The following is a 21,404-nucleotide window of genomic DNA, read 5'->3' on the forward strand; positions in this document are numbered from 1 at the left end:
TTTTATTTTCGATCTAACAATTCTAAGTTTGATTTTTAAAAAATACGCATCACATCATTAAAGGAAACATAGAGCCCAAGTCCAATGAGAAAGAAAAATCCCAATCGGAAGATAGCTTCAATTGCCTTTCTAGGAAGTGGTCTTCCTGTAATCGCTTCATATGCATATAGAACAATATGTCCACCGTCTGCCATTGGAATTGGGAGTAGATTCATCACCATTAGGGCGAGTGAAATTTTGGCAACAAAGTCAAGGTAAGTCACCCAGCCATATTCCAAACTAATCCCTGCAATTTGTACAATCCCAATCGGGCCAGATAAATTTTCCTTCGGAGACAATAACCCTGAAAAGAGCATCCCAATCCCTTTTAAAGTTGTAGAAACGTTTTCATACACTTTATTTCCAGCACCAACAAACGATGAATAAACGGTTGATTGCTTTTGTATTTTTTCTGCTTCAAATTTCATAGAAGCTCGAAACCCAAGAAGACCAATGGGTTTTAAATTCACATCAGCGAAATATTTCATATTCCCAATCCAAATTTCTTTTTTACCTGCATTGGTTTTCAAATAGGAGGTGAAAGCATCAGCTGTTTCAAACGATTGGTTTTGGATTTTTAAATTCGAAAGTCGATTTTCAATTTCCGCATCATAACTATCCAATCGAAAATAAGGGATTGCTAATTCTGGAAATTTTGGATGTTCGATGTTCCAAAATTCAAATACATTTGCGCCTAACACAGGAATTTGGATTGTTACTTTTTCTGTTGCCCATGGAGTCAGTAGTGGGTATGTTTTACGTTCCACTTCCACAGGGATCGTTTTCCCTTGGTGTTTTCCCAGTTCTGTTTGTAATTCAGGAACCGTATGTACATCAACACCCGCAACAGTTAGGATCATGTCTCCATCCTTCAAAAAAGAAAGAGCACGGCGCCTGAGTGACTTTTCCCTTTCTGCGACTTCATGTTGTTTGAGGAGTTCTTCAGGAATTTGTTCTTTCCGTTCTTCGATTTTCTCCTGAAAGTAGGCCGAAGATTTATCTTCTTTATCCAAAATATTTGCCATGAAATGGCTGATTTGTTCCCCATAAGTAAAGGTCGCAACGACCCTCCTTTCCCCATACGGCATCACACCAATCGTTGGGTGTCCCCCGGCAGAATATAAATTAGGAACAATTTCAACAGTTTTTGTTATCTCATTACGCTGGAATGTAACTTGAATGGGGTCACCAGACGTTAAACTCACATTGGTAAAGATGTCTTCAAAACTTTCTGTAGGTTTTCCATTGATGGAAAGGATTAAGTCACCAGTACGAAGACCTGCATTATACGCAGGGCTTGAAACTTTGTTTGCGTCTTCAATAAAAATGCGATTGGAAGAAGGACTATCCCCTGAAAGTTCCAAAATAAAAAGCAATAAAAAACCTAATACTAAATTGGCGAAAGGACCACCAAGTACAGGAATCATCCTTCGGAGTGGAGGTGTCGCAAGTAAATCACCTTGTTTTGGTTTTTTGTTTTTACTGTAATCATCTCCGCGAAACAATACATAACCACCCACAGGGATGGCGGTGATTTGGTAGATGGTTTTCCCAATCCTTTTTTTCCAAATCCCTTTCCCATAACCTAACGAAAAGATACGTGCTTCCACACCTACCAATTTCCCACACAAGAGGTGCCCCAATTCATGGATAAAAATCGATACAGCTAACATGAATACAGCGCCGAGTATTAATACGATCATGTAGTCACTCCCCCTTTTAAAAATTCAGATTGGATCAAATTACGTGTTTCTTTGTCTTTTTCCAAATAACCTTCAAGGTTCTCTGGAAATTCATTTTTGACTTGGTTTAAGGCAGACTCAATGAGCCTAGGAATCGTAGTAAAAGAAATTTTTTCATCTAAAAAAAGTGCCACTGCTTCTTCATTCGCTGCATTAAATATACAAGGTGCCACTCCACCTGCTTTTCCTGCTTGGTACGCAAGAGTCAGTCCAGGGTAACGTTTTGTATCAGGTGGAAAAAATTCCAATGTTTTCCAAGTGGATGGTTTGCGTTCAATAAGCATTTGTGGTGTTGGATTTGGATAAAATAATGAATGAGCAATGGGATACACCATATCGGGATGGCTTGTGTATTGCAAACATGCACCATCGATGGTTTCAATGATACCATGCGTCAGTGACTGTGGATGGATCACCACCTCAATCTCGTCATACGATAACCCAAAGAGAAAATGAGCTTCAATCACCTCAAGTCCCTTATTGATGAGACCTGCAGAGTCCACAGTAATTTTTGGACCCATGGACCAAGTTGGGTGATTTAATGCTTGTTTCACGGATACATGTTCCAATTCTTCTAAGGGAAGAGTTCTAAAGCTTCCCCCCGAGGCAGTGAGCGTAATTGCTCGAATATTGGATCTTTTTTCTTTTTCAATCAGTTGAAAAAGTGCATTGTGTTCGGAATCTACAGGAACCATCAAAGTCTTGTATTTTGCCACCAAACGATTGATCAGTGGCCCGAAGGTAACAAGTGTTTCCTTATTTGCGATTGCAATTTTTTTGCCAGCTTCTATGGCAGCAATGGTAGGAAGGACTCCCCTTGCCCCAACCACAGCTGTGACAACCACACCAACTGTCGGCAATTTTACTAATTCAGTAAGATACTCATCGCCATACAAAATTTTTGTGGATCCAAAAGAGTCACCAAATTTCCCCACTAACTTGGGATCGGTGACGCATACCAATTCTGGTGAAAACTCACCAATCAAAGTTTTGGCAACCTCCCAATTGGAGTGAACCGAAAAACTACGTAAAGAAAATTGGTCTCGGAATTGGCGAAGGACTTTTACCGTGGAAGACCCAACAGAACCTGAAATTCCTAATACCGAGACACCTACCATATATAGCTTAGACAGTTTCGAGTCTTAATATTCAGACAGGGAACCCAAGGAAACCTTTGAAAAGAAAATAATAATAAATCGCAGGCACGGTAAATAGAAGTGCATCTGCCAAATCGAGAATCCCCCCATGCCCTGGGATCAGGCTCCCTGAATCTTTGATTTTGGCATCTCGTTTCATGGCAGACTCTGCTAAATCACCCATCACTGAAATGACAGAGATCACAAAGGATAAAATGATGGTTTCTAAAATTCCAACAGGTAACTTTACGCCACTATAATGTTCCCAAGTCACATTGAGAATTTGAGCTCCAATGACAGCTGTTAGGTTTCCTGTCACATACCCTTCCCAAGTTTTTTTCGGGGAGATTTTGAGGCCAGCTGGGTGTTTTCCAAACCAACGACCTCCAAAATAAGCACCCGCATCACTCATAAACGTAATCACAGAGACAAGAAATATATAGTAAGTTCCAAATGGAAGGGCAAGTAGTAATAAAAAATGACCAATTGGTATCGCAATGTAAATGGGACCAAGCATCGTTCCACCAACGGAGAATAATGCTCCGTCTAACGGTCGTTTCAAAATTTGTAAAATCCAAACCGTGATGGATAAAGCCACAAGTAAAAAGGGAATCGGGTGGAAACCTTCTCTCAGGATTTTGGAAAGTTCCAACACAAAACCAGGAGGGGTCACTTCAAATTGTAATCCCAAAAATTGGATGTAATACACAGTAAAAATCAAAAGGGAAAAGAGTAAGCCTGTTCCAAAAAAAGGTTTGGATTCCTCTGTTTTGCAGAACGCATATAATTCTTTGAGACCGAGGTAAATTAAAACAACACCAAAGGCATAAAATTCCAAATAATACCAGGAACTGTGAAAGATCATAAACACATATACAAAAGTTAATACAATTGCAGATAGGATACGGAGTGTTGTCTCACTCATAACAAACCACCAAATTTTCGTTTTCGGGAATCAAAAAAAAGAAGAGCTTCCTCAAGTGAGGTCCTTCCAAAGTCCGGCCAAAGTGTACTCGTAAAATACATTTCTGCATATGCACTTTGCCATAATAGAAAGTTAGAAATCCTTTGTTCGCCCGCAGTTCTGATCAATAAATCTACGGGTGGCAAAGGGGATGTATACAAATATTTTTCAAATTCTTTAGGGGAAATAGCTTTGTCTAAAGATTCTTTTTTAGCCTTACGTGCCGCCATCACTCGGGAAAAACTACTTAGGATTTCTTCATGTCCACCGTAGTTCAAACAAAAGTTAGCTGTGAGCCTTTTGTTTTTTTTTGTCACAAACATAGCATGATCAATTTTAGAAAGAACGGTCTTCGAAAGTTTATTCCGTGCCCCACTATGATGTATCCGAATGCCTTTTTTGTGAATGGTATCAAGGCGTGTTTCTATAAATTCAACTAACAGACCAAAGATTGCTTGGATTTCGGTGATCGGGCGTTTCCAGTTTTCCGTGGAAAAAGCATAAAGGGAGATATTTGGGATTTTATATTCTAAGGCCACATCCAAGAGGCGATCAATTGCGTTTGCCCCTTCTCTATGACCTTCTGTTCTTTTTTTCCCTTGGTTTTCCGCCCACCTACCATTTCCGTCCATGATGACAGCAATGTGGGAAGGGATGGTATGCAACTTCATAGGAAATTAAAGAGTAGTGATCTCTTTTTCTTTTTCCTTTTCTAAATCTCCCAATTTGGCAATATAAGAATCCGTAATTTTTTGGATTTTATCTTGGTGACCTTTCATTTCATCTTGGGACATTTCGGATTGGTGTTTTTTCAATTCATCATTGGCATCACGGCGTATATTACGAATTGCAACTTTTTTTTCTTCTGCTTTTTGTTTGACCACTTTTGCCAATTCTTTTCGTCTTTCGCCTGTTAGCTCAGGGATATTGATCCGAATGCTAGAACCATCGTTGTTAGGTGTAAGACCAAGGCTTGCAGCAAAAATTGCTTTTTCAATATCCTTCAACATTCCTTTTTCGAAAGGAGTGATGAGAATCACACGTGGTTCAGGGCATGCAATTTTACCTAGTTGGTTAAGTGGAGTGAGAGTTCCATAATAATCAACTCTTACGTCTTCCACCATCATAGGATTTGCTTTTCCTGTACGAATTGTACCAAAATCTTTTTTTAAGGCATCAACTGTTTTGTCCATTTTGGACTGCATTGATTTTATAATTTCATCTACCATCTAGAATCACTTCCTCCGAATTGGAAATCAATGTACCGATCGTTTCCCCATCGATTAGTTTTCTCAAATTACCAGCTTTAAAAATATCAAAGACTATGATGGGCATATTATTATCCATACATAAACTAAGTGCTGTTGAATCCATTACCTTTAAACGATGTTTGATGGACTCCATAAATGAAACTTGTAAGTATCGTTTTGCACTTGGGTCTTTTTTTGGATCAGCCGTGTACACACCGTCCACTTTGGTTGCTTTCAGTATCACTTCACATCCAACTTCAACTGCGCGTAAAGATGCAGTGGTATCTGTTGTAAAGTAAGGGTTTCCTGTTCCACCTGCAAAAATAATCACACGATTTTTTTCTAAGTGGCGGACTGCTCGCCTTCGAATATAAGGTTCGGCAACGGATTTCATTTCGATGGCAGAAAGAACTCGGGTAAACATCCCTTGTTTTTCGCATGCATCTTGTAAGGCGAGTCCATTCATGATGGTTCCGAGCATTCCCATATAATCGGCAGTGGCACGGTCCATTCCTGATTTTGCTAAGGTTTCGCCGCGGATCATATTCCCACCGCCAACAACCACAGCCACTTCGAGACCTAAGTCATGAACTTCTTTGATTTGTCCGGCAAGTGAGAATGTTTTGTTGGTATCAATACCAAGTTCACCCTCACCGGCGAGTGCTTCGCCGGAGATTTTAATTAGGATGCGTTTGAAACGCGGACTAGTTCCCACCTACTTGGAACCTCGAGAACCTACCAACAGTAATGTTCTCTCCAAATTTTGCAATGGCTTCTTGGAGGAGGTCATTGATGGTTTTGGAGTTGTCACGGATTGATTTTTGGTGGATGAGACAAATCTCTTCGTAGTATTTTTTCATTTTACCTGGAAGGATTTTTTCGATTTGATCTGCTTTTTTCCCTTCTTTTTCTAGAAGAGCTTTTTGCACGTTCATTTCGTTCTCAATTTCAGACTTAGGAATAGACTCTTCACTTACATAAAGAGGGCTCATAGCTGTGATTTGTAATGCGATCTCTTTTCCAAGAGCTTCAAACGCTTCGTTATTTGCTACGAAATCAGTTTCACAATTGAGTTCGACGAGAACTCCTGTTTTCCCTGTTCCGTGAACGTAAGCGATGACCTTACCTTCACCAGTTTCGCGACCAGCTCGTTTTGCTGCCTTCGCTAATCCTTTTTCTCTTAAATAGGTAACTGCTTTCTCAATATCACCACCCTTTTCTTCAAGGGCTTTTTTGCAGTCCATCATCCCCGCGCCTGTACGTTCGCGGAGGTCTTTGATTTGTTCGGAGCTAACAGCCATTACTCTTTACCTTCTGCTGGTTTTTCTTCTGTGACTACTTCAGCTACTTTTTTTGCAGCTTCTGCATCCACTGGGATGTCTTTTGCTACTGGCGGGAGTTCATCGTCCATAATGAATTTTCCGGACTCATCATACTCACCTTGGTATTCAAGAGCAAGTTGTTCTGCGTCCATATCTTCTGCAAAATTAGTTTGGATGACTTCTCCACCTGTTCCTTCAAGAACAGCATTTGCCATAGTATCAAGGAATAAGGAAATTGCACGGATCGCATCATCGTTACCTGGAATTGGGTAATCGATTGGCTCTGGATCACAGTTTGTATCAATCACAGCAAATACTTTTAAACCAAGTTTTTTTGCTTCTTTCACTGCGATTTCTTCTTTTTTAGGATCAATCACAAAAAGAATTTCAGGAACCACTGCCATATCTTTAATTCCACCAAGAGTTTGGCGGAGTTTCTCTAATTCACGTTTGAGGGAAAGAGCTTCTTTTTTAGTTCTAGCTTCTTGTTCGAAAGAGTTGTTCTCTTCCATTTGCTCAAGTCGTTTTAAACGAGCAATTGACTTCTTTACAGTGTTCCAGTTTGTTAAAAGTCCACCTAACCAACGGTTAGATACATAGTACATACTGCACGCTTGTGCTGCTCTTTCAATGGCACCACGAGCTTGTTTTTTAGTTCCAACGAAGAGAACTTTTTTTCCTTGGCCAGTTAACTTTTTCAAAGCATCATAAGCTTCTTTTGTTTTTTGAACTGTCTTTTGGAGGTCGATGATGTGGATCCCGTTACGAGCTGTATAAACATACGGACTCATTTTTGGGTTCCAACGACGTGTTTGGTGACCGAAGTGTACGCCTGCTTCTAGCAGACTTTTCATGGAAATTACTGACATACTTACCCCTTTTTTAGTGCGAGATATCCAGACGCTACAAGACCAACGATACTTGCAGGGGTTAGCTGGAACTCGACTTTAATTATATAAAGCTCAAAAGATACCGGTGAATCGAACAAAAACCGTGAAAGAGTGTTTGTGCCAAAGAGCCTATCTAAGACAACTCCAGCCACAGCTCCCGCCATTAGTCCCAAAAAAAGCACCAAAAGTAGGTTCCCTATCTGGGTTTTGTTCATCCAAAAGCACCTTTCTAAAGCTTTCCTGTCAGAATTTGGAATTTGGGCAGATTGTCAAGGGGAAAGGAATCGTAGGGCTTCGAAAAGAGAATTCATGATTCGAATTTCTGCATCAGAAACGGTAAAAGTGGGCGGCTCCGAATCGTTTTGGCCTCCAGATCCCATTGGATTGGGACCGGGCTCTCCGTTCCAATCTTCGATTTCCACTACGATCCCTGCCGCGAAAACCATCTAAATCACAGTCCCTAAAGATCCACCCGGCCCAAATAATCCACGGCAGACGGGGAAGTTCAATTGGAAAATTGTTGGTTTGTTTCGAACGAACTGCTCACAAGGGAAAAAAAGCACTTCACCGAGGCAAACATCCAAAGCTTTTTTTTCCACATAATCCGACAGAGAAGCACAACTCTGAAGTGTTTTTTGAGACTTTTCGGTCGTTTTAGAACCTGTACAACCAATCGCACGCCTTGTCGTAAAATAGCCAGCAGATAAAAGTAAAAAATCCGATGCTTCGGGACAAATTGACCTTTTAAGGATTAATGTGGCACTGAACTTCCTCACAGCTTCGTCACGCGTTACTTTTGATGAGTCTAGTTCATTTTTTGTATCAAAGTATAAATCCCCAACACAATGAGTGAACATAAACAATAAAATGGTTAAAAAAATAAATTTCTGGAAAGATTGATTCTTCACCGGAACCCCTAAGAATTTAAACTCTGTTAGATTCTGGCAAAAGAAACAATTGAATTTTTATATTCTAATTGAATTAAATTTTGAACATTTTTAATATAGAAAACATTTCTGTGACATTATATTTCAAAAGATTTATTGACTAGTTACTAGATGATTAACATCAATCATTGCTAATGATCGTCTAACGTAAACATACTTTATATCCACAATATCAAATAAAGACAGAATCTTTACTTTTATGGTGGCATTTTCTTTAGCATAAGAATGGTACACACGAAAAGGAATCCCTTTCATGCTTGCCTGCATATAAAAAATCTTTCTCGCCTCGAATAAAAATTATATTGTTCGGAAGATGATTCCATTGGATCCGCATTGGAAGCTCTGTCCATGAGTTCACGAAACTCGATACGAAGATTCGTTTTCATCTTTTGGTATCTCAATGTTCTTATTTTTAATTCTTTTTTTCTAATAGAAGGTTATCTTTTTTTTATAAATCTGTCTCTATACTCACCAGGGCTCATTCCTACTGTTTTTTTAAAAACCTTTTGAAAGTGAGATAGATCTTCATAACCACAATGATAACACAAATCTGAAATTCTAAGATTTTCATTCGCTAACATTTGTTTTGCTTTCTGGATACGCAACTTCTCTAAATATTTTTTTGGAGTTAGGTTCAATTCTTGTTTCATCTTCCGAAACAAAGTCCTTGGATGTAAATTGGTAATCTCTGCTAAATCTTCAATTTGCCAAGGGTAACTTAAATCACTTAATAATTTCCGTTCCAACTTCAAAATCCAAGTGGCCTGAGAATTATGAAGCCATTGCTTATAAGGAGATTGAAGTTCTCTCTTCGGATCCACAGCTAATATATTCGCAACCGATTTTGATAGGATCTCTTTGGATGTATCCGTAAGCGAACGTAACGCTAAGTCAATCGAGCTAAACGCTCCACCTGAAGTTGTGATATTTTGATTCCTTACAATCAACTTATCCATTTGCAATTGGACTTTAGGATAACGATAAGAAAAATCAGAATGTAACCACCAACTTGATGCAATACTACAAGAATTTAATTTCCCAGATTCCGCCAATAAATATCCCGCAGAACAACTTGCATAAATTGGTTCTTGCAAATTTTTAAAAAATTGAATCTCAGACGATAGCTCGGGGAGCAAGGCTATGATCTCATCAACATTTAAATGATCAAGCCCAGGTATCAAAATGATCGATTTTTGTTTGTATCTTTGGTACCTTTTGGTCACTACTTGAATCCCGGAAGAAGATTGGATTTTACCCCCTTTTACGGAAATAAAATCCACTTTCCATTTCCATCTGCCTCGAAAAGCAACTTCTGAGATTCGATTTGCCATCATAAACGTGTCATAAAAGGAAGCAGCGGATGTAAGTAAAAAATGATCGTACAAAAAAATCTGAACATGAATCAATTCTTTCATTTGTCATTTTTTACCAAATTAGTGTCATTTATGACAATTGTTTTTTTTGCAACACTTGATATTATCAAATTGTGAAAACAAACAAAACTGAAGCAAGAATATACAACTTCCAAGAAGATATTGAAACTTTATTTCAAGATTGGGAAAAAGAATCAAAGAGAAACTTAATCGATTATAAATTTCATGTCTATCGTGTTTGGAATTTATGCCTAAAACTTGCAAATATTAATGAATCAAATGATCAGGAATTATTTCGCATTTTGGCAATCACTTCGGCGTTTCATGATAGTGAATATTTTATCTATAGAAATTGGGATTATCTCGAACCAAGTAACATCAAATTGAAAAATTATTTAGAGTCCATAGGACTCTCTCACCAATCAAATCTTGCATCACTTTGTTTGATGAATCACCATTTAATGAAGGTTTACCGAGGGCCACATTTTCGCGTCGTAGAATCATTTAGAAAGGCAGACTTAATCGATTTTCCAGGTATTCGACGACACGGAATCGATCCCTATTTCTTAAAACAGCTAAGAATTGAGTATCCATACATGAATTTTAGAATCATTGTTTGGTGGGAGACAATCAAACAGTTTTTAAAATCTCCTTTTTCAGGTTTGCCTATGTTGCGAAAAAATCCATACCTATTAACTATAAAGGACTAAATAATGAAACCTCATCCCTATATCCCAGATTCTAGTATTTGCAACCGTGTTATAGAATATCTATATGATGTTCAACCTGAATATTTAACCAATCATTGCCTAAGAAGCCATGCGTTTGCAACACTACTTTCAGAAACCATAAAAGAAAAAATAGATCGTGAAGTTTTATTTTGCACAACTGCATTACATGATTTGGGGTTATGCCAACACGGAAAACAAAAGAGTAGATTCGAAGTGCTAGGCGCAGACATTGCGGTAGATTTTTTATCTCAAAATGGTTTTGAAAAAAATAAATGTGATATAGTTTGGGATGGAATAGCATTGCACACTTCATTCGAAATAGCACTTCGAAAACAACCCGAAATTGCCAACGCAGCATCTGGTATCATGTTCGATGTGATAGGCGGGCCTCAACTTAGAATCATAGGAAAAACAAATTTGGAAAAAATACTTACAATCTATCCAAGAGTCAATTTAAAAAATAATTTAGTCACTGACATGGTCTCTTACATCCAACAGAATCCAAAAACGGTTACAGGTACAATTTTATCTGAAGTCGCAATCAGAAAATCCCCTGAAACAAATTGTCCCAACTTTGTTAAATTAATTGAAGAAGCACCATTCCCAGAATAAAAATATACTAAGGTAATCAAATTACATTTGAACTTTTGTATTTACTTATAGTCTAACTTGTTTATGTATTAAAAAAGTTAGTAAACAATAGATTGTTTTTTTACGAAAATCCCTTGTCATCTCATTTCCTTCTGATTGTATGAAAGTATGAGACTGATCCTAGTATCAAACAGGTTACCAGTCCAATGGGATGGAACCCCCAATGTTGGTGGACTTGCGACAGGCCTTGCCAGTTTTCTTTCTCATTGGAAAACTTTAGGAAATGAAGTGGTATGGGTAGGTTGGCCTGGAAAATCCATACCGGAAAAAGAACAAAAAACCTATTCCAAAAAAATGATGGAGGAACATGGAACCATCCCCGTATTTCTCAAACAAAAGTTAGCCGATTCATTTTACAATGGCTTTTGTAATAAAACGATTTGGCCACTTTTCCATTATTTCACTTCCCATTGTGAGTTTTCTGATATCACGTTTTCTTCTTATGAAGAAGCAAACGAAGAATTTGCGAAAACTGTCAAAGAAATTTACCAACCGGGGGATTGGGTATGGGTGCATGATTACCATTTGTTTTTATTACCAGGTATTCTAAGAAATACATTTCCTAATATACGATTGTCGTTTTTCTTACATATACCTTTTCCAACTTTTGAAATTTTTCGCCTACTCCCTGAGCGAATTCGAAGCAGATTATTAAAAGGAATATTAGGTGCAGATTTAATTGGATTTCATACACAAAGTTATACTCAATATTTTTTAAGATCCCTTCTCCGCTGTCTAGGTATAGAAAATGAAAGAGGAAATATTTACTACCAAAACCACATTACTAAAGCGGCATCTTTTCCTATGGGGATCAATGTTGAACAATTTGTTACGTACGCAAACTCAAACGAATGTGAACAAATAGCAAATCAAATCAATGTAAACCATAAAAATTTAAAACAAATTTTATCTGTCGATCGATTGGATTATACAAAAGGAGTTTTACAAAGGTTAAATGCATTTGAATTGTTTCTCAAACAATATCCAGATTGGATTAAAAAATGCAAACTTGTGCTAGTACTAGTTCCATCAAGAACAGACGTCTCTTCTTATCAATCCATGAAACGAGCAATCGATGAAAAAATCGGTTCTATCAATGGAAGTTACGGTACCTTAGATTGGACACCTATTTTGTATCAATACAAAGGATTCCCATTTGAAGAGTTGGTACCTTTATACAAAAACACTCATGTTATGTTAGTCACACCTTATCGCGATGGTATGAACTTAGTTGCAAAGGAATTTTTAGTTTCACAAAAAAAGGGAATGCTCGTTCTCAGTGAAATGGCAGGCGCAGCAGCAGAATTACCAGAAGCAATCCTAGTCAACCCAAACGATTTGAATGGTATGGCCGATGCGATTAAAGAAGCCATTGAGATGGATGAAAAAGAAATACTATCACGTAACACCTTAATGATCAATCGATTAAAAGAAAATTCCGTGATGGAATGGGCAAAAAAAATATTTGATGAAACCGAAGAAACTACAAATCAAAATTTAAATTTTCAAACAAAATCCATATCTCCAACATCCAACTTGTTGCTTCCAAAATCAAATTTACCAGTTTTTATAATCTTTGATTATGATGGAACACTTGTTCCGTTTCATTCGTTCCCACATCTTGCAGTTCCATCACGTGAACTCTTCAATTCTTTGACAATTCTTTCCCAATTTAAAACTGTCTCGGTTGCTATCATCAGTGGCCGAGATAGAAAATTTTTAGAATCTATTTTTGGAAACCTTCCATTCCATTTAGTAGCAGAACATGGTGCCTGGCACAAGGCTCCTAACCAAACAGAATGGGATTCCTTATTTTATTCAAATCTTGAATGGAAAAAAGAAATCAAAACACATTTGGAAGAATTTACCAAACGAGTGCCAGGATCGTTCACAGAGGAAAAAGAATATTCTTTAGTTTGGCATTATAGAAATGCAGATCCTGATATCGGACTAAATGCCGCAAAAGAAATGTTAGACGAGTTATCTCAAATATCCTCCAATAGTGGCTTTTTTGTGCAAAGAGGAAACAAAATCATCGAAGTTCGAGAATATGGAACAGGAAAAGGCAAAGCTGCGATAAAAATTCTACCAAACATAACAACGGAAACCTATGTCTTTGGAGATGATACAACTGATGAAGATATGTTTCGAGAATTACCAAATCAAACAATTAGCATAAAAATTGGGAAATCAGAAACCATTGCTAAATATCGATTTCAACATACAGATGAAGTCCACGTTTGGATTCAAAATTTAATCAATTATTTAAAGAAGGTTAATGATGGAACAACATAAATACAAAACTGGGATCATAGGAAATGGTAGTTTCATTGCTCATATCGATACTCATGCAGAGATTCTTTGGTTGTGTTGGCCTTATTTTGATAGCTCCCCTATTTTTGGTAAGTTGATTGATGATAGATGTGGAAACTTCTCAATTTTACCTACCTCTAAAATCGTCTCTACCTCTCAGATGTATTTAGAAAATACGAATATATTAAGAACAGAAGTTCAGACTGAAACTGGATCTTACGCTGTTCTTGATTTTGCTCCTAGATATTATCAAAATGGAAATCTACAATGCCATAGAAATTTATATAGAAAAGTCATACCGTTAACTGGTGATATAAAAATTCAAATCAAAATCAATCCATCTTACCAATATGGAAAACATAACTTAGATCCTAATGTTATTTCCGATAAGATTAAATATGAATTTGATGGGCTCAATTTTTTCATACAAGCAAATGTTTCTCCAAATCAAATTATAAAAGAAAAGCAGTTTCATCTAAACCAAACCATTTATCTTGCTTTACTTGAATCAGAAAGCAACCTTATCCCCATCCAACAATTGGTAGAAGAGGAACTTTCAAAAACAAAACAATACTGGCAGAACTGGGTAAAACATTGCACCATTCCAAATTTTGCCCAAAAACAACAAATTCGTTCTGCTTTATGTTTAAAACTCCACCAATTCCAAGAAACAGGAGCTATCATTGCTGCCTCCACAACTAGTTTACCGGAATCACCAAATTCAGGTAGAAATTGGGATTATCGTTATTGTTGGTTACGCGATGGATTTTATACACTTTTAGCATTAACCAATTTAGGACAATTTGAAGAACTAGAGCATTATTCACAATTCATAAGCAACCTAACACCAGCAAGTGATGGAAGATTCCAACCTTTGTATAGTATTTTCGGCGAAACGATTCTAGACGAAACTATACTTGATTTGAATGGATATAAAATGAACAAACCAGTTCGTGTAGGAAATTCAGCATATACTCACAAACAAAACGATGCATATGGACAAATACTTTTATCTCTTTTACCATTATATTTAGATGAACGAATCCCAGAAAAAAATAGATTTCATAATTTAAATCTGATACAAAACATCTTGGATCAAATAGAAAATACAATGAATGAACCAGATGCAGGGCTTTGGGAATTTCGCAATTTTTCACAAAAACATTGTTATACGTTTTTATTCCATTGGGTAGGCGCAAAAGCTGCAAAGGAAATCGCTTTTAAACTCGAAAAAAATGATCTTGTTAAAAAAGCGGAACTATTAATGTCTAAGGCAACAATCAATATAGAGAAATGTTTTGATTATGAACTCGGATGTTATACACAAGCGGAAGGTAAAAAGGATTTAGATGCAAGTCTATTACAACTCATAACACTCGGTTACTTAGATCCAAAATCTGAAAAAGCAAAATCTCATTTAATCGCAATCGAAAAACAATTAAAAACAAAAGAAGGGTTTATTTATCGTTATCTTCATAAAGACGATTTCGGAAAACCAGAAACAACCTTTTTAGTTTGTACATTCTGGTACATTGAAGCCCTTGCGTTTATGGACCGAACCGAAGAAGCAATCCAGTTATTTGATTTTGTTTGTGAACATGCAAATCATTTAGGTTTATTCAGCGAAGACATTGAATCAAATACTGGAAACCAATGGGGCAACTTTCCCCAAACTTATAGCCATGTTGGCCTTGTCAATGCTTCCCATAAAATTGCATCCAAAATCAATAAAAGCCTTTTTTGGTAATATAGGATTCAGATTATCATTGTTTAGTAGTTTATGAGCATTTAGAAAGTTTTCATTTAGATTGTTTTATCTCTAAAAATGTAAATATTGGGTCATAAATTTTGTCTTGATAAATTTACATTTCATGGAATTCTAATGTTCTTTGGATAAAATGGAAGAAAATGAAAGCATCACTCTAGAAGAGGCAAAAGAAAAAATTTCCTATCTGGAAAACCTCCTTAGGGAGAAGGACCAAACTACATACAAAACTTTTTTTGATCAAGACGAAGATGCAGTTGTCGTTTTTGATTTAGAGAGTCAACTTTTCATTGACTGCAATGCTAAGTTAACCAGCATTCTTGGATTCTCAAAAGAAAAATTTTTAACACTTTCTGTCTATGATATTAGCCCAAAATTTCAACCGAACGGACAACCATCAGATGTATTGGCAGGTAAATACATTGAAGATGGTTTTAAGTACGGAAATGTAAAATTCGACTGGGTACATTTAAATGTTAAAGGAGAAGAAGTTTTTTGTGAAGTAAAACTTTTCAATTATATCAGAGAAGACGGAAAACGATTTGCAAGAGGTGTCATTCAAAAAAAAGACCAACTGCTCGAATTACAAAAGAAACTTGAAGAAAAAGAAAAACTTCTATCGAAAGTAACAAAAACGTTGCCTGCCATCATTTATATCCAAGATCTTTCAACTAATGAATTTTTATATTTGAATAATAGTATCGAAAGTTTTTTAGGTTTTGAGGTAGAACCAATTGTTACTTATGAATATTTAATCAAACACATACTTCATCCAGAAGATCTACATTTGATCGATGACCATGCAAAAAAAATGTTTTCTGAAAAAAACACAGATATATATGTGTTAGACTTTCGTGTCTTTCATAAAAACGGGAATATACTTTGGTTTCGCGTATGGGAAACGAACTTCTCATTCAACAAAGACGGAATTCCTACGGAAGTCCTAGGTATAGCTCAAGATATAACCACTACTAAAAAAATTGAAATCGATTTAAAAAAACAAAATGATCTTAGCGAAGAAATTAGAAAAATTTCCAAATCAGGAGTTTGGGAGTGGAACACCAATACGAACCAATTGTTTTGGACTCCTGCTTTATTTTATTTACTAAATGTAAATCCAGATCTATTCACACCCACAATCCAAACCTTTACTCGTTTTTTTACTCAAGATAGCCAAATTTTTTTAATTGAAGCCCTTTCTAAAGCAGCAAAGGAATTTATTCCCTTTGATTTAGAATTAGAAATCACAGGGAGCCCAAATTTCTGGGTACGTATCCAAGGAAAATCAATCCAATCCAATTCGAATGAAAATATCATCATTGGGAGTATCGAAGATATTGATGAAACTAGAAAAAAAAGGATCGCACTATTAGAAAACGAAGCACGTTTCCATCAAGTAGCAAATCAAACAGGGTTCATCATTTATGATTATGACATCAAACTTGATAAAATCACATGGGACGGAGCTATCAAATCAGTATTAGGTTACGAAATCGAAGAATTCAATCATTTAGATATTGAAGGTTGGCTCAATCTGATCCATCCCGACGATCGGATGTTCACAAAAGAACTATTAGCTGATGCGATTGGTACAAGAAGTCCTTATCATGCTTTCTATCGAATTCGCAGCAAAGATAATGTATACATTCCGATTGAAGACCGAGGAACGTTTATCACGACCGATATTTCCACTGCCCCAAGACAAGTGGGGGTTTTAGAAAACGTATCTGCAAAATTTGAATTTGAATCAAAACTTCAAAGCAAAGAAGAAAGATTTCGTAATTTTTATAATTTTGCAAGCGAAGCAATTATCATCACCGAAGGTGATTTGATTTTAGATGCAAATCTTGCATTTAGAAAACTCTTTGGTTATGAACATGTACACAAGGTTTTGGTAAGTGAAATTATCGCAGATCCACTTTGGAACGGGTTAGATACGAAGGATAAAAGTTTTTCTTTAGAGGGAATTAAAAAAGATGGTACACTCATCCCAATCCAAGTAAACAAAAAGGAATTCGAAGAAGGAAAATTTATTTTATCTTTCATCGATTTAACTTTGATCAATGAAGCTGAGTCAATCAGAGAGGCATTAAAAGAAATCAAGGATAAAAACAATCTTATCGTTTCACAAAAACTAGAACTTGAAAAAACTATCGACGAACTCAAGTTAACCCAATCACAATTGATTCAAAATGAAAAAATGGCATCTTTAGGCCAACTGATTGCAGGCATTGCGCATGAAATCAACAACCCAATGGGAGCAATCCAAGCATCAAGTCAACTCATTCTTGAAAATTTTAAAAATCAAATCCTTCACCAGGATAAAATCATTCAACTTCTCTCAACTATCAATAAGAAGAAACGTGAATTATATTTTCATTGGATGGTTAATTCCTCTACCAAAAGAAACCAACTACATGGATCGGAGGCCCGAAAGCAAAAAAAATCCATTCGCGAAAAACTAGAAATCTTTGGCTGCAAAGAATCTGAATATATTTCGGAAGAAGTTGTAGATATGGGTGTACAAGATTGTTTACCTATGATTGAACACATGTGCAATGAAAATGATTTTGTAGATTTATTTAACTATGGAATGGAGTACATACGCACAACTCAAAACTTAAATTCCATATTAGAATCCATACAACGTGTATCTAAGATATTATATGCACTTAAAAACTTTTCTCATTTTGATAAAATTGGAGCAAAAATGCAAACAGACCTAATCTCCAATATTGAAACAGTTTTAATACTCTATAACAGTCAAATTAAAACCGGTATCAAAATCATTAGAAACTTTCCAGAAATACCGGTTATCATCCCTTGTTTTCCAGACGATTTGATTCAAGTTTGGACCAATTTAATTTTCAATGCTATCCAAGCCATGAATTATAAAGGCATCTTAACCATATCTGTCAAACATCCGCCGGAAGATACACAAAGGAAAAAATGGGTTCAAATTCTTATTGAAGACAACGGATGTGGGATCAAAGAAGAAATCAAAGATAAAATTTTTGAACCTTTTTTTACGACAAAAGAATTAGGTGAAGGAAGTGGCTTGGGTTTGGATATCGTAAAACGTGTTGTCCATAAACATGAGGGAAAGATCGAAGTAGAATCACAACCAGGAAGAACTGTCTTTACCATTTCTTTGCCAATCTAACTTTATACGATTCTCATGATAATGTGTGGTCGCTAACTAAGTAAATCCAATCATTTGATTTTCATCAAAATAAACACTCTCTGATTGATACGAAAATTAGGCCCATACCCTATCAAAGATGATTTTCATTATTGCAATTTTTTTTAATGAAATTTAAATAAGCACATATGAAAAACCTAGCTTGGTCAAAATACAAATTATTGTTAGTATTGGTGTTCTTAGTTTTATTCCAATTTATAATCAATATTAATACTTTTTATGTATCGGATCCCTTAATCAAGATGATTCAAGTAATATCATTATGGGATAACAATTGGACAACAGAAGGTATCATATACCCTGCATTTTCTTTCGATCCAGATTTCCTACTTAGTCCTTTTAATGACGGTTTTATTTTTAAAAATAACGATCGTCTCATTGGAAATTATCCCATCGCCTTTACTTTTTTGTATTCCTTATTTGGTTTTATCTCTTTTCAATACTTACCATATTTAAACGTTCTTTTTCTTTTTCTTTTTATCCACCTATTGAACAAAAATAAAATCAACACTATTACCATTATCTACATCATATTGGGCACTATTGTTTTTCCACTCCTACTCGACTTTTCTGAGAATGGAATATTTCTTGTGTTAGGGAGTTATGGATATGTAAATTTATGGAAGGCTCACATCCATAATGAGAAAAAACATTGGATACTTGGCAATATCTTTTTAGGAGCTTCGTTGTGGTTTCGGCTAGAAGGAATTCTTTTTTTCGCCACAATTCAATTCACTATCTTGATCATTGAATTTTGTCAGAAAGAATTTAAATTTACTAAACTCCTGAGATTCGAACGATATATTATTTTCCTTTTCATCTTAATTCTATTTCTATTGTGGAATCAATACAGTTATTCCCACCCATTGGGAACTCGTTACTTAGCAACTTACTCCAATTCCGGTAAATCATTCCTAACTCAGTTGCAATTATTTTTATCAATGATCTTCACTTATCCGCGTGAAAACGGATATTCATTTGGTTTTTTCCTCCTAAGTCCAATCCTATTTTTTGCTTTAATCAATTCCATAAAAGTTAGCTTCCAAAATCGAAAGATCGAATTTCATACAATGGTTGTTAGTTTTTTTATTCTATTGGTGGGAATAACATCACCAAATGATGGTATAACGTTAACTGGAAGATACTTTCTTTTATCAATAACACCATTTGCCTTCATTTTACACGAACAATTTGAAAACTTAAAAGCAAAAAAAGTATTCTCTTATATTTTAATCACTTGGAATTTGTTAACAAGTTTGATTGTCTTAGTAATTTTTTATTTTACAAGTGTAGAATTAAGAAAAATTCAAGCCGAAGTGAAAAAAATTGAATCACCGATTGTTGTCGCTACTAACGAATTTATATCTAGTGCTTTTGGATTATCATTAATTGAAAAAAAGGTGATTTGTGTAAGAAACAAAGATTTAGTTCCTTATTTTTATGAGAAATTAAAAGTAACATCAGAAAATGAATTCCAGATAGTAACGGTAGCAAAAGTGACTAAATATATTGCAAACGAACAAGATATTTTTAACGAGTTATCAAAGTCTTCATCCCAATATGGATACCAATGTCAGAATGAAATCAAAGTTGGGAAAATCATGAGTCTCCAATGCAAAAAGATAAAAACAAAATAATTTTTTAAATTTTATTATAACATTGATGTAAAAATAGCAAAAACGATCCAATCTAAATCTCCTTATCCTGTATCTTATTTAGGATAAGGAGAGCAAAATGGCATTCCAAAATATCCAAACTGGAATTATCACTGAAAAATTAATTGAAACAAAGGATTTTTATCAAACCTGGTTAGGTTTAGAAATAAAATTCGAAACAGAATGGTTTATTTTACTATGTTTAAAAAATCGACCTGAAATCGAACTTGCGATAATGGCGCCAAACCAACCACAGGTGAGAAAATCTTACTTTCAAAGGCCGTATCAAAATGCGGGTATGTGGTTTATCTTTGAGACAAAAGATGTAAAAGAAGAATACAGATTAATGAAAGAAAAAAATGCCCCGATCGATTTACAATTAACCGAAGAAGATTGGGGTGATGTCCATTTTACTCTCGTGGATCCAAATGGCATTGGGATTGATATTGTCCAAGAAAGAAATATGAATTAACTAAAAATTACCATTTGATTTCCTAATTTTTAGGAGAGTAAATGGTATTTGTGAAACCAAAACCAAATCTATATCCTGTCTGGAAACAAATAGAGGAACAATTAGATAAAGAATTTGGACTCAATCAAATTGCTTTTCTAACAGGGTATAGTGATTGGCACTTCCATCGTTTTTTTAAAACTATTCAAAAAGAAAACATAAAGTCATACATCAAAAGACTACGCTTAGAAAAAGCAGCGTATGAATTAAAGATTACAAATTTCCCGATTTTAGAAATTGGCATGGAAGCAGGATTTGCATCCCATGAAGCTTTCACTAAGGCATTCAAACGTGTGATCGGCTGCACACCCTCTGAATTTCGAAAAAAACACCAAAAAAAGATTTCAAATGTTAACTTATCCAAACTTGACCTTCCAATCGGATTAACAAAATTCAGCTTCCAAAAGAAAAAAATTTCATCATTTTCTATATTATATATTCGCCATATTGGTGGGTATGATTTGTTACCAGGTCCATTGCCAAATAGCAAAGAGATGATTCAACTTACATCCTTGCTCAAAAAATGGAATGAACTAAATAATGATCATAAATGGATTGGAATCTCTCAAGATGACCCAGAAGTAACACCTAATCAGAAAATTCGTTTTGATCTCGGTTTTACCATTGGAGAAAGCCATCCAGATCTACCGAATGAATTTGGCAAACAAACTATATTAGGAGGTACATATCTACAAGTTCGTTATACTGGAGTTTATGAAAATTTGCCCAATATTTACAATTGGATTCTCAATCACTATTGTATCGCTTCAAAACTTAAATTAAAAAACAAACCACCTTGGGAGTGTTACTTGAATCCCTTCGAAAAAGATCCAAAAAAAAGAATCACTGACATTTATATACCTTTAGAAACTTAAGCCACAAATCAAATGGATGTTTTGCTTCGGTATAAAAC

At 35.6% G+C, this 21,404-nt stretch carries 22 protein-coding genes; 9 read left to right on the forward strand and 13 right to left on the reverse strand.

From position 1 onward, the window contains the following. Positions 1-35: 35 nt before the first annotated feature. Genes EHQ43_RS08945 through EHQ43_RS08985 form a run of 9 tightly spaced genes read right to left on the reverse strand, consistent with a single transcriptional unit; the run spans position 36 to position 7,558 of the window. Positions 36-1,742 carry a site-2 protease family protein gene (locus tag EHQ43_RS08945; RefSeq protein WP_135770897.1) on the reverse strand — a complete coding sequence of 569 codons (1,707 nt, stop codon included), beginning with the start codon at positions 1,740-1,742 and terminating at the stop codon, positions 36-38. Further along, positions 1,739-2,899 (reverse strand): 1-deoxy-D-xylulose-5-phosphate reductoisomerase, encoded by a 1,161-nt coding sequence (gene dxr, locus EHQ43_RS08950; RefSeq protein ID WP_135770899.1) that lies wholly within the window; start codon positions 2,897-2,899, stop codon positions 1,739-1,741. Before dxr ends, EHQ43_RS08945 begins: the two co-directional genes overlap by 4 nt. Before the next feature lie 31 nt (positions 2,900-2,930). Next, complete coding sequence (locus EHQ43_RS08955; protein ID WP_135740677.1) at positions 2,931-3,842, reverse strand: phosphatidate cytidylyltransferase; 912 nt, start codon at positions 3,840-3,842, stop codon at positions 2,931-2,933. Beyond that, positions 3,839-4,552: an isoprenyl transferase gene (locus tag EHQ43_RS08960; protein WP_135740676.1), complete on the reverse strand. Its 714-nt coding sequence runs from the start codon at positions 4,550-4,552 to the stop codon at positions 3,839-3,841. Before EHQ43_RS08960 ends, EHQ43_RS08955 begins: the two co-directional genes overlap by 4 nt. Before the next feature lie 6 nt (positions 4,553-4,558). Then, a complete protein-coding gene (gene frr, locus EHQ43_RS08965) occupies positions 4,559-5,110 on the reverse strand; it encodes a ribosome recycling factor (RefSeq protein ID WP_135740675.1) in 552 nt (183 codons plus the stop codon). Next, positions 5,100-5,846 carry a UMP kinase gene (gene pyrH / locus EHQ43_RS08970; RefSeq protein WP_135740674.1) on the reverse strand — a complete coding sequence of 249 codons (747 nt, stop codon included), beginning with the start codon at positions 5,844-5,846 and terminating at the stop codon, positions 5,100-5,102. Before pyrH ends, frr begins: the two co-directional genes overlap by 11 nt. Beyond that, positions 5,836-6,432, reverse strand: a complete 597-nt coding sequence (tsf, locus tag EHQ43_RS08975) for a translation elongation factor Ts (RefSeq protein ID WP_015678950.1) — start codon at positions 6,430-6,432, stop codon at positions 5,836-5,838. The genes pyrH and tsf overlap by 11 nt, the downstream gene beginning before the upstream one ends. Beyond that, complete coding sequence (gene rpsB, locus EHQ43_RS08980; RefSeq protein ID WP_135740673.1) at positions 6,432-7,322, reverse strand: 30S ribosomal protein S2; 891 nt, start codon at positions 7,320-7,322, stop codon at positions 6,432-6,434. Before rpsB ends, tsf begins: the two co-directional genes overlap by 1 nt. A 2-nt stretch (positions 7,323-7,324) precedes the next feature. After that, positions 7,325-7,558: a hypothetical protein gene (locus EHQ43_RS08985; RefSeq protein ID WP_135740672.1), complete on the reverse strand. Its 234-nt coding sequence runs from the start codon at positions 7,556-7,558 to the stop codon at positions 7,325-7,327. A 94-nt stretch (positions 7,559-7,652) separates the two neighbouring features. On the opposite strand from EHQ43_RS08985, the gene EHQ43_RS19560 reads away from it, so the two are divergent. Continuing rightward, positions 7,653-7,793: a hypothetical protein gene (locus EHQ43_RS19560; protein WP_167481774.1), complete on the forward strand. Its 141-nt coding sequence runs from the start codon at positions 7,653-7,655 to the stop codon at positions 7,791-7,793. On the opposite strand, the gene EHQ43_RS08990 is transcribed toward EHQ43_RS19560, so the two are convergent. From EHQ43_RS08990 to EHQ43_RS08995, 4 genes are all read right to left on the reverse strand, one after another. Then, positions 7,790-8,251 (reverse strand): hypothetical protein, encoded by a 462-nt coding sequence (locus EHQ43_RS08990; RefSeq protein WP_244242720.1) that lies wholly within the window; start codon positions 8,249-8,251, stop codon positions 7,790-7,792. The genes EHQ43_RS19560 and EHQ43_RS08990 overlap by 4 nt on opposite strands. A 132-nt stretch (positions 8,252-8,383) precedes the next feature. Then, positions 8,384-8,557 carry a DUF6544 family protein gene (locus EHQ43_RS19850; RefSeq protein ID WP_341867040.1) on the reverse strand — a complete coding sequence of 58 codons (174 nt, stop codon included), beginning with the start codon at positions 8,555-8,557 and terminating at the stop codon, positions 8,384-8,386. Beyond that, entirely contained in the window at positions 8,542-8,676 is a 135-nt protein-coding gene (locus EHQ43_RS19820; RefSeq protein ID WP_279631080.1) for a hypothetical protein, read from the reverse strand. The genes EHQ43_RS19850 and EHQ43_RS19820 overlap by 16 nt, the downstream gene beginning before the upstream one ends. A 51-nt stretch (positions 8,677-8,727) precedes the next feature. Then, positions 8,728-9,705 carry a GlxA family transcriptional regulator gene (locus EHQ43_RS08995; protein WP_135770901.1) on the reverse strand — a complete coding sequence of 326 codons (978 nt, stop codon included), beginning with the start codon at positions 9,703-9,705 and terminating at the stop codon, positions 8,728-8,730. A 71-nt stretch (positions 9,706-9,776) separates the two neighbouring features. Here EHQ43_RS08995 and EHQ43_RS09000 point away from each other — a divergent pair, with 71 nt between their 5' ends. The 8 genes from EHQ43_RS09000 to EHQ43_RS09035 all read left to right on the forward strand — a co-directional run bounded on the left by EHQ43_RS09000 (position 9,777) and on the right by EHQ43_RS09035 (position 21,366). Then, a complete protein-coding gene (locus tag EHQ43_RS09000; RefSeq protein WP_135753107.1) occupies positions 9,777-10,373 on the forward strand; it encodes a hypothetical protein in 597 nt (198 codons plus the stop codon). Between the two features lie 3 nt (positions 10,374-10,376). Next, positions 10,377-11,006, forward strand: a complete 630-nt coding sequence (locus EHQ43_RS09005; protein WP_135753108.1) for an HD domain-containing protein — start codon at positions 10,377-10,379, stop codon at positions 11,004-11,006. 147 nt (positions 11,007-11,153) lie between these two features. Next, a complete protein-coding gene (locus EHQ43_RS09010; RefSeq protein ID WP_135770904.1) occupies positions 11,154-13,340 on the forward strand; it encodes a bifunctional alpha,alpha-trehalose-phosphate synthase (UDP-forming)/trehalose-phosphatase in 2,187 nt (728 codons plus the stop codon). Continuing rightward, positions 13,327-15,105, forward strand: coding sequence for a glycoside hydrolase family 15 protein (locus tag EHQ43_RS09015; protein WP_135771093.1), 1,779 nt, complete (start codon positions 13,327-13,329; stop codon positions 15,103-15,105). Before EHQ43_RS09010 ends, EHQ43_RS09015 begins: the two co-directional genes overlap by 14 nt. 151 nt (positions 15,106-15,256) lie before the next feature. Next, complete coding sequence (locus tag EHQ43_RS09020) at positions 15,257-18,286, forward strand: PAS domain S-box protein (protein WP_135770906.1); 3,030 nt, start codon at positions 15,257-15,259, stop codon at positions 18,284-18,286. A 167-nt stretch (positions 18,287-18,453) separates the two neighbouring features. After that, a complete protein-coding gene (locus EHQ43_RS09025; RefSeq protein ID WP_135770908.1) occupies positions 18,454-19,962 on the forward strand; it encodes an LA_3751/LA_3752 family putative glycosyltransferase in 1,509 nt (502 codons plus the stop codon). 97 nt (positions 19,963-20,059) lie between these two features. Next, the gene (locus tag EHQ43_RS09030; RefSeq protein WP_135770910.1) at positions 20,060-20,452 is read left to right on the forward strand and encodes a VOC family protein; all 393 of its coding nucleotides are present in this window, start codon (positions 20,060-20,062) and stop codon (positions 20,450-20,452) included. 41 nt (positions 20,453-20,493) lie between these two features. Further along, positions 20,494-21,366 carry an AraC family transcriptional regulator gene (locus tag EHQ43_RS09035; RefSeq protein ID WP_135740664.1) on the forward strand — a complete coding sequence of 291 codons (873 nt, stop codon included), beginning with the start codon at positions 20,494-20,496 and terminating at the stop codon, positions 21,364-21,366. The last annotated feature ends 38 nt before the right edge of the window (positions 21,367-21,404 follow it).

The sequence above is a fragment of the Leptospira bouyouniensis genome (genome assembly GCF_004769525.1).
Lineage (GTDB): Bacteria > Spirochaetota > Leptospiria > Leptospirales > Leptospiraceae > Leptospira_A > Leptospira_A bouyouniensis.

Bases quoted from the DNA above. Each gene is read 5' to 3' on its own strand.
- EHQ43_RS08945 (WP_135770897.1), bottom strand. From the start codon at position 1,742: ATGATCGTATTAATACTCGGCGCTGTATTCATGTTAGCTGTATCGATT.
- dxr (WP_135770899.1), bottom strand. From the start codon at position 2,899: ATGGTAGGTGTCTCGGTATTAGGAATTTCAGGTTCTGTTGGGTCTTCC.
- EHQ43_RS08955 (WP_135740677.1), bottom strand. From the start codon at position 3,842: ATGAGTGAGACAACACTCCGTATCCTATCTGCAATTGTATTAACTTTT.
- EHQ43_RS08960 (WP_135740676.1), bottom strand. From the start codon at position 4,552: ATGAAGTTGCATACCATCCCTTCCCACATTGCTGTCATCATGGACGGA.
- frr (WP_135740675.1), bottom strand. From the start codon at position 5,110: ATGGTAGATGAAATTATAAAATCAATGCAGTCCAAAATGGACAAAACA.
- tsf (WP_015678950.1), bottom strand. From the start codon at position 6,432: ATGGCTGTTAGCTCCGAACAAATCAAAGACCTCCGCGAACGTACAGGC.
- rpsB (WP_135740673.1), bottom strand. From the start codon at position 7,322: ATGTCAGTAATTTCCATGAAAAGTCTGCTAGAAGCAGGCGTACACTTC.
- EHQ43_RS08985 (WP_135740672.1), bottom strand. From the start codon at position 7,558: ATGAACAAAACCCAGATAGGGAACCTACTTTTGGTGCTTTTTTTGGGA.
- EHQ43_RS19560 (WP_167481774.1), top strand. From the start codon at position 7,653: ATGATTCGAATTTCTGCATCAGAAACGGTAAAAGTGGGCGGCTCCGAA.
- EHQ43_RS19850 (WP_341867040.1), bottom strand. From the start codon at position 8,557: ATGCAGGCAAGCATGAAAGGGATTCCTTTTCGTGTGTACCATTCTTAT.
- EHQ43_RS19820 (WP_279631080.1), bottom strand. From the start codon at position 8,676: ATGAAAACGAATCTTCGTATCGAGTTTCGTGAACTCATGGACAGAGCT.
- EHQ43_RS08995 (WP_135770901.1), bottom strand. From the start codon at position 9,705: ATGAAAGAATTGATTCATGTTCAGATTTTTTTGTACGATCATTTTTTA.
- EHQ43_RS09005 (WP_135753108.1), top strand. From the start codon at position 10,377: ATGAAACCTCATCCCTATATCCCAGATTCTAGTATTTGCAACCGTGTT.
- EHQ43_RS09010 (WP_135770904.1), top strand. From the start codon at position 11,154: ATGAGACTGATCCTAGTATCAAACAGGTTACCAGTCCAATGGGATGGA.
- EHQ43_RS09015 (WP_135771093.1), top strand. From the start codon at position 13,327: ATGGAACAACATAAATACAAAACTGGGATCATAGGAAATGGTAGTTTC.
- EHQ43_RS09020 (WP_135770906.1), top strand. From the start codon at position 15,257: ATGGAAGAAAATGAAAGCATCACTCTAGAAGAGGCAAAAGAAAAAATT.
- EHQ43_RS09025 (WP_135770908.1), top strand. From the start codon at position 18,454: ATGAAAAACCTAGCTTGGTCAAAATACAAATTATTGTTAGTATTGGTG.
- EHQ43_RS09030 (WP_135770910.1), top strand. From the start codon at position 20,060: ATGGCATTCCAAAATATCCAAACTGGAATTATCACTGAAAAATTAATT.
- EHQ43_RS09035 (WP_135740664.1), top strand. From the start codon at position 20,494: ATGGTATTTGTGAAACCAAAACCAAATCTATATCCTGTCTGGAAACAA.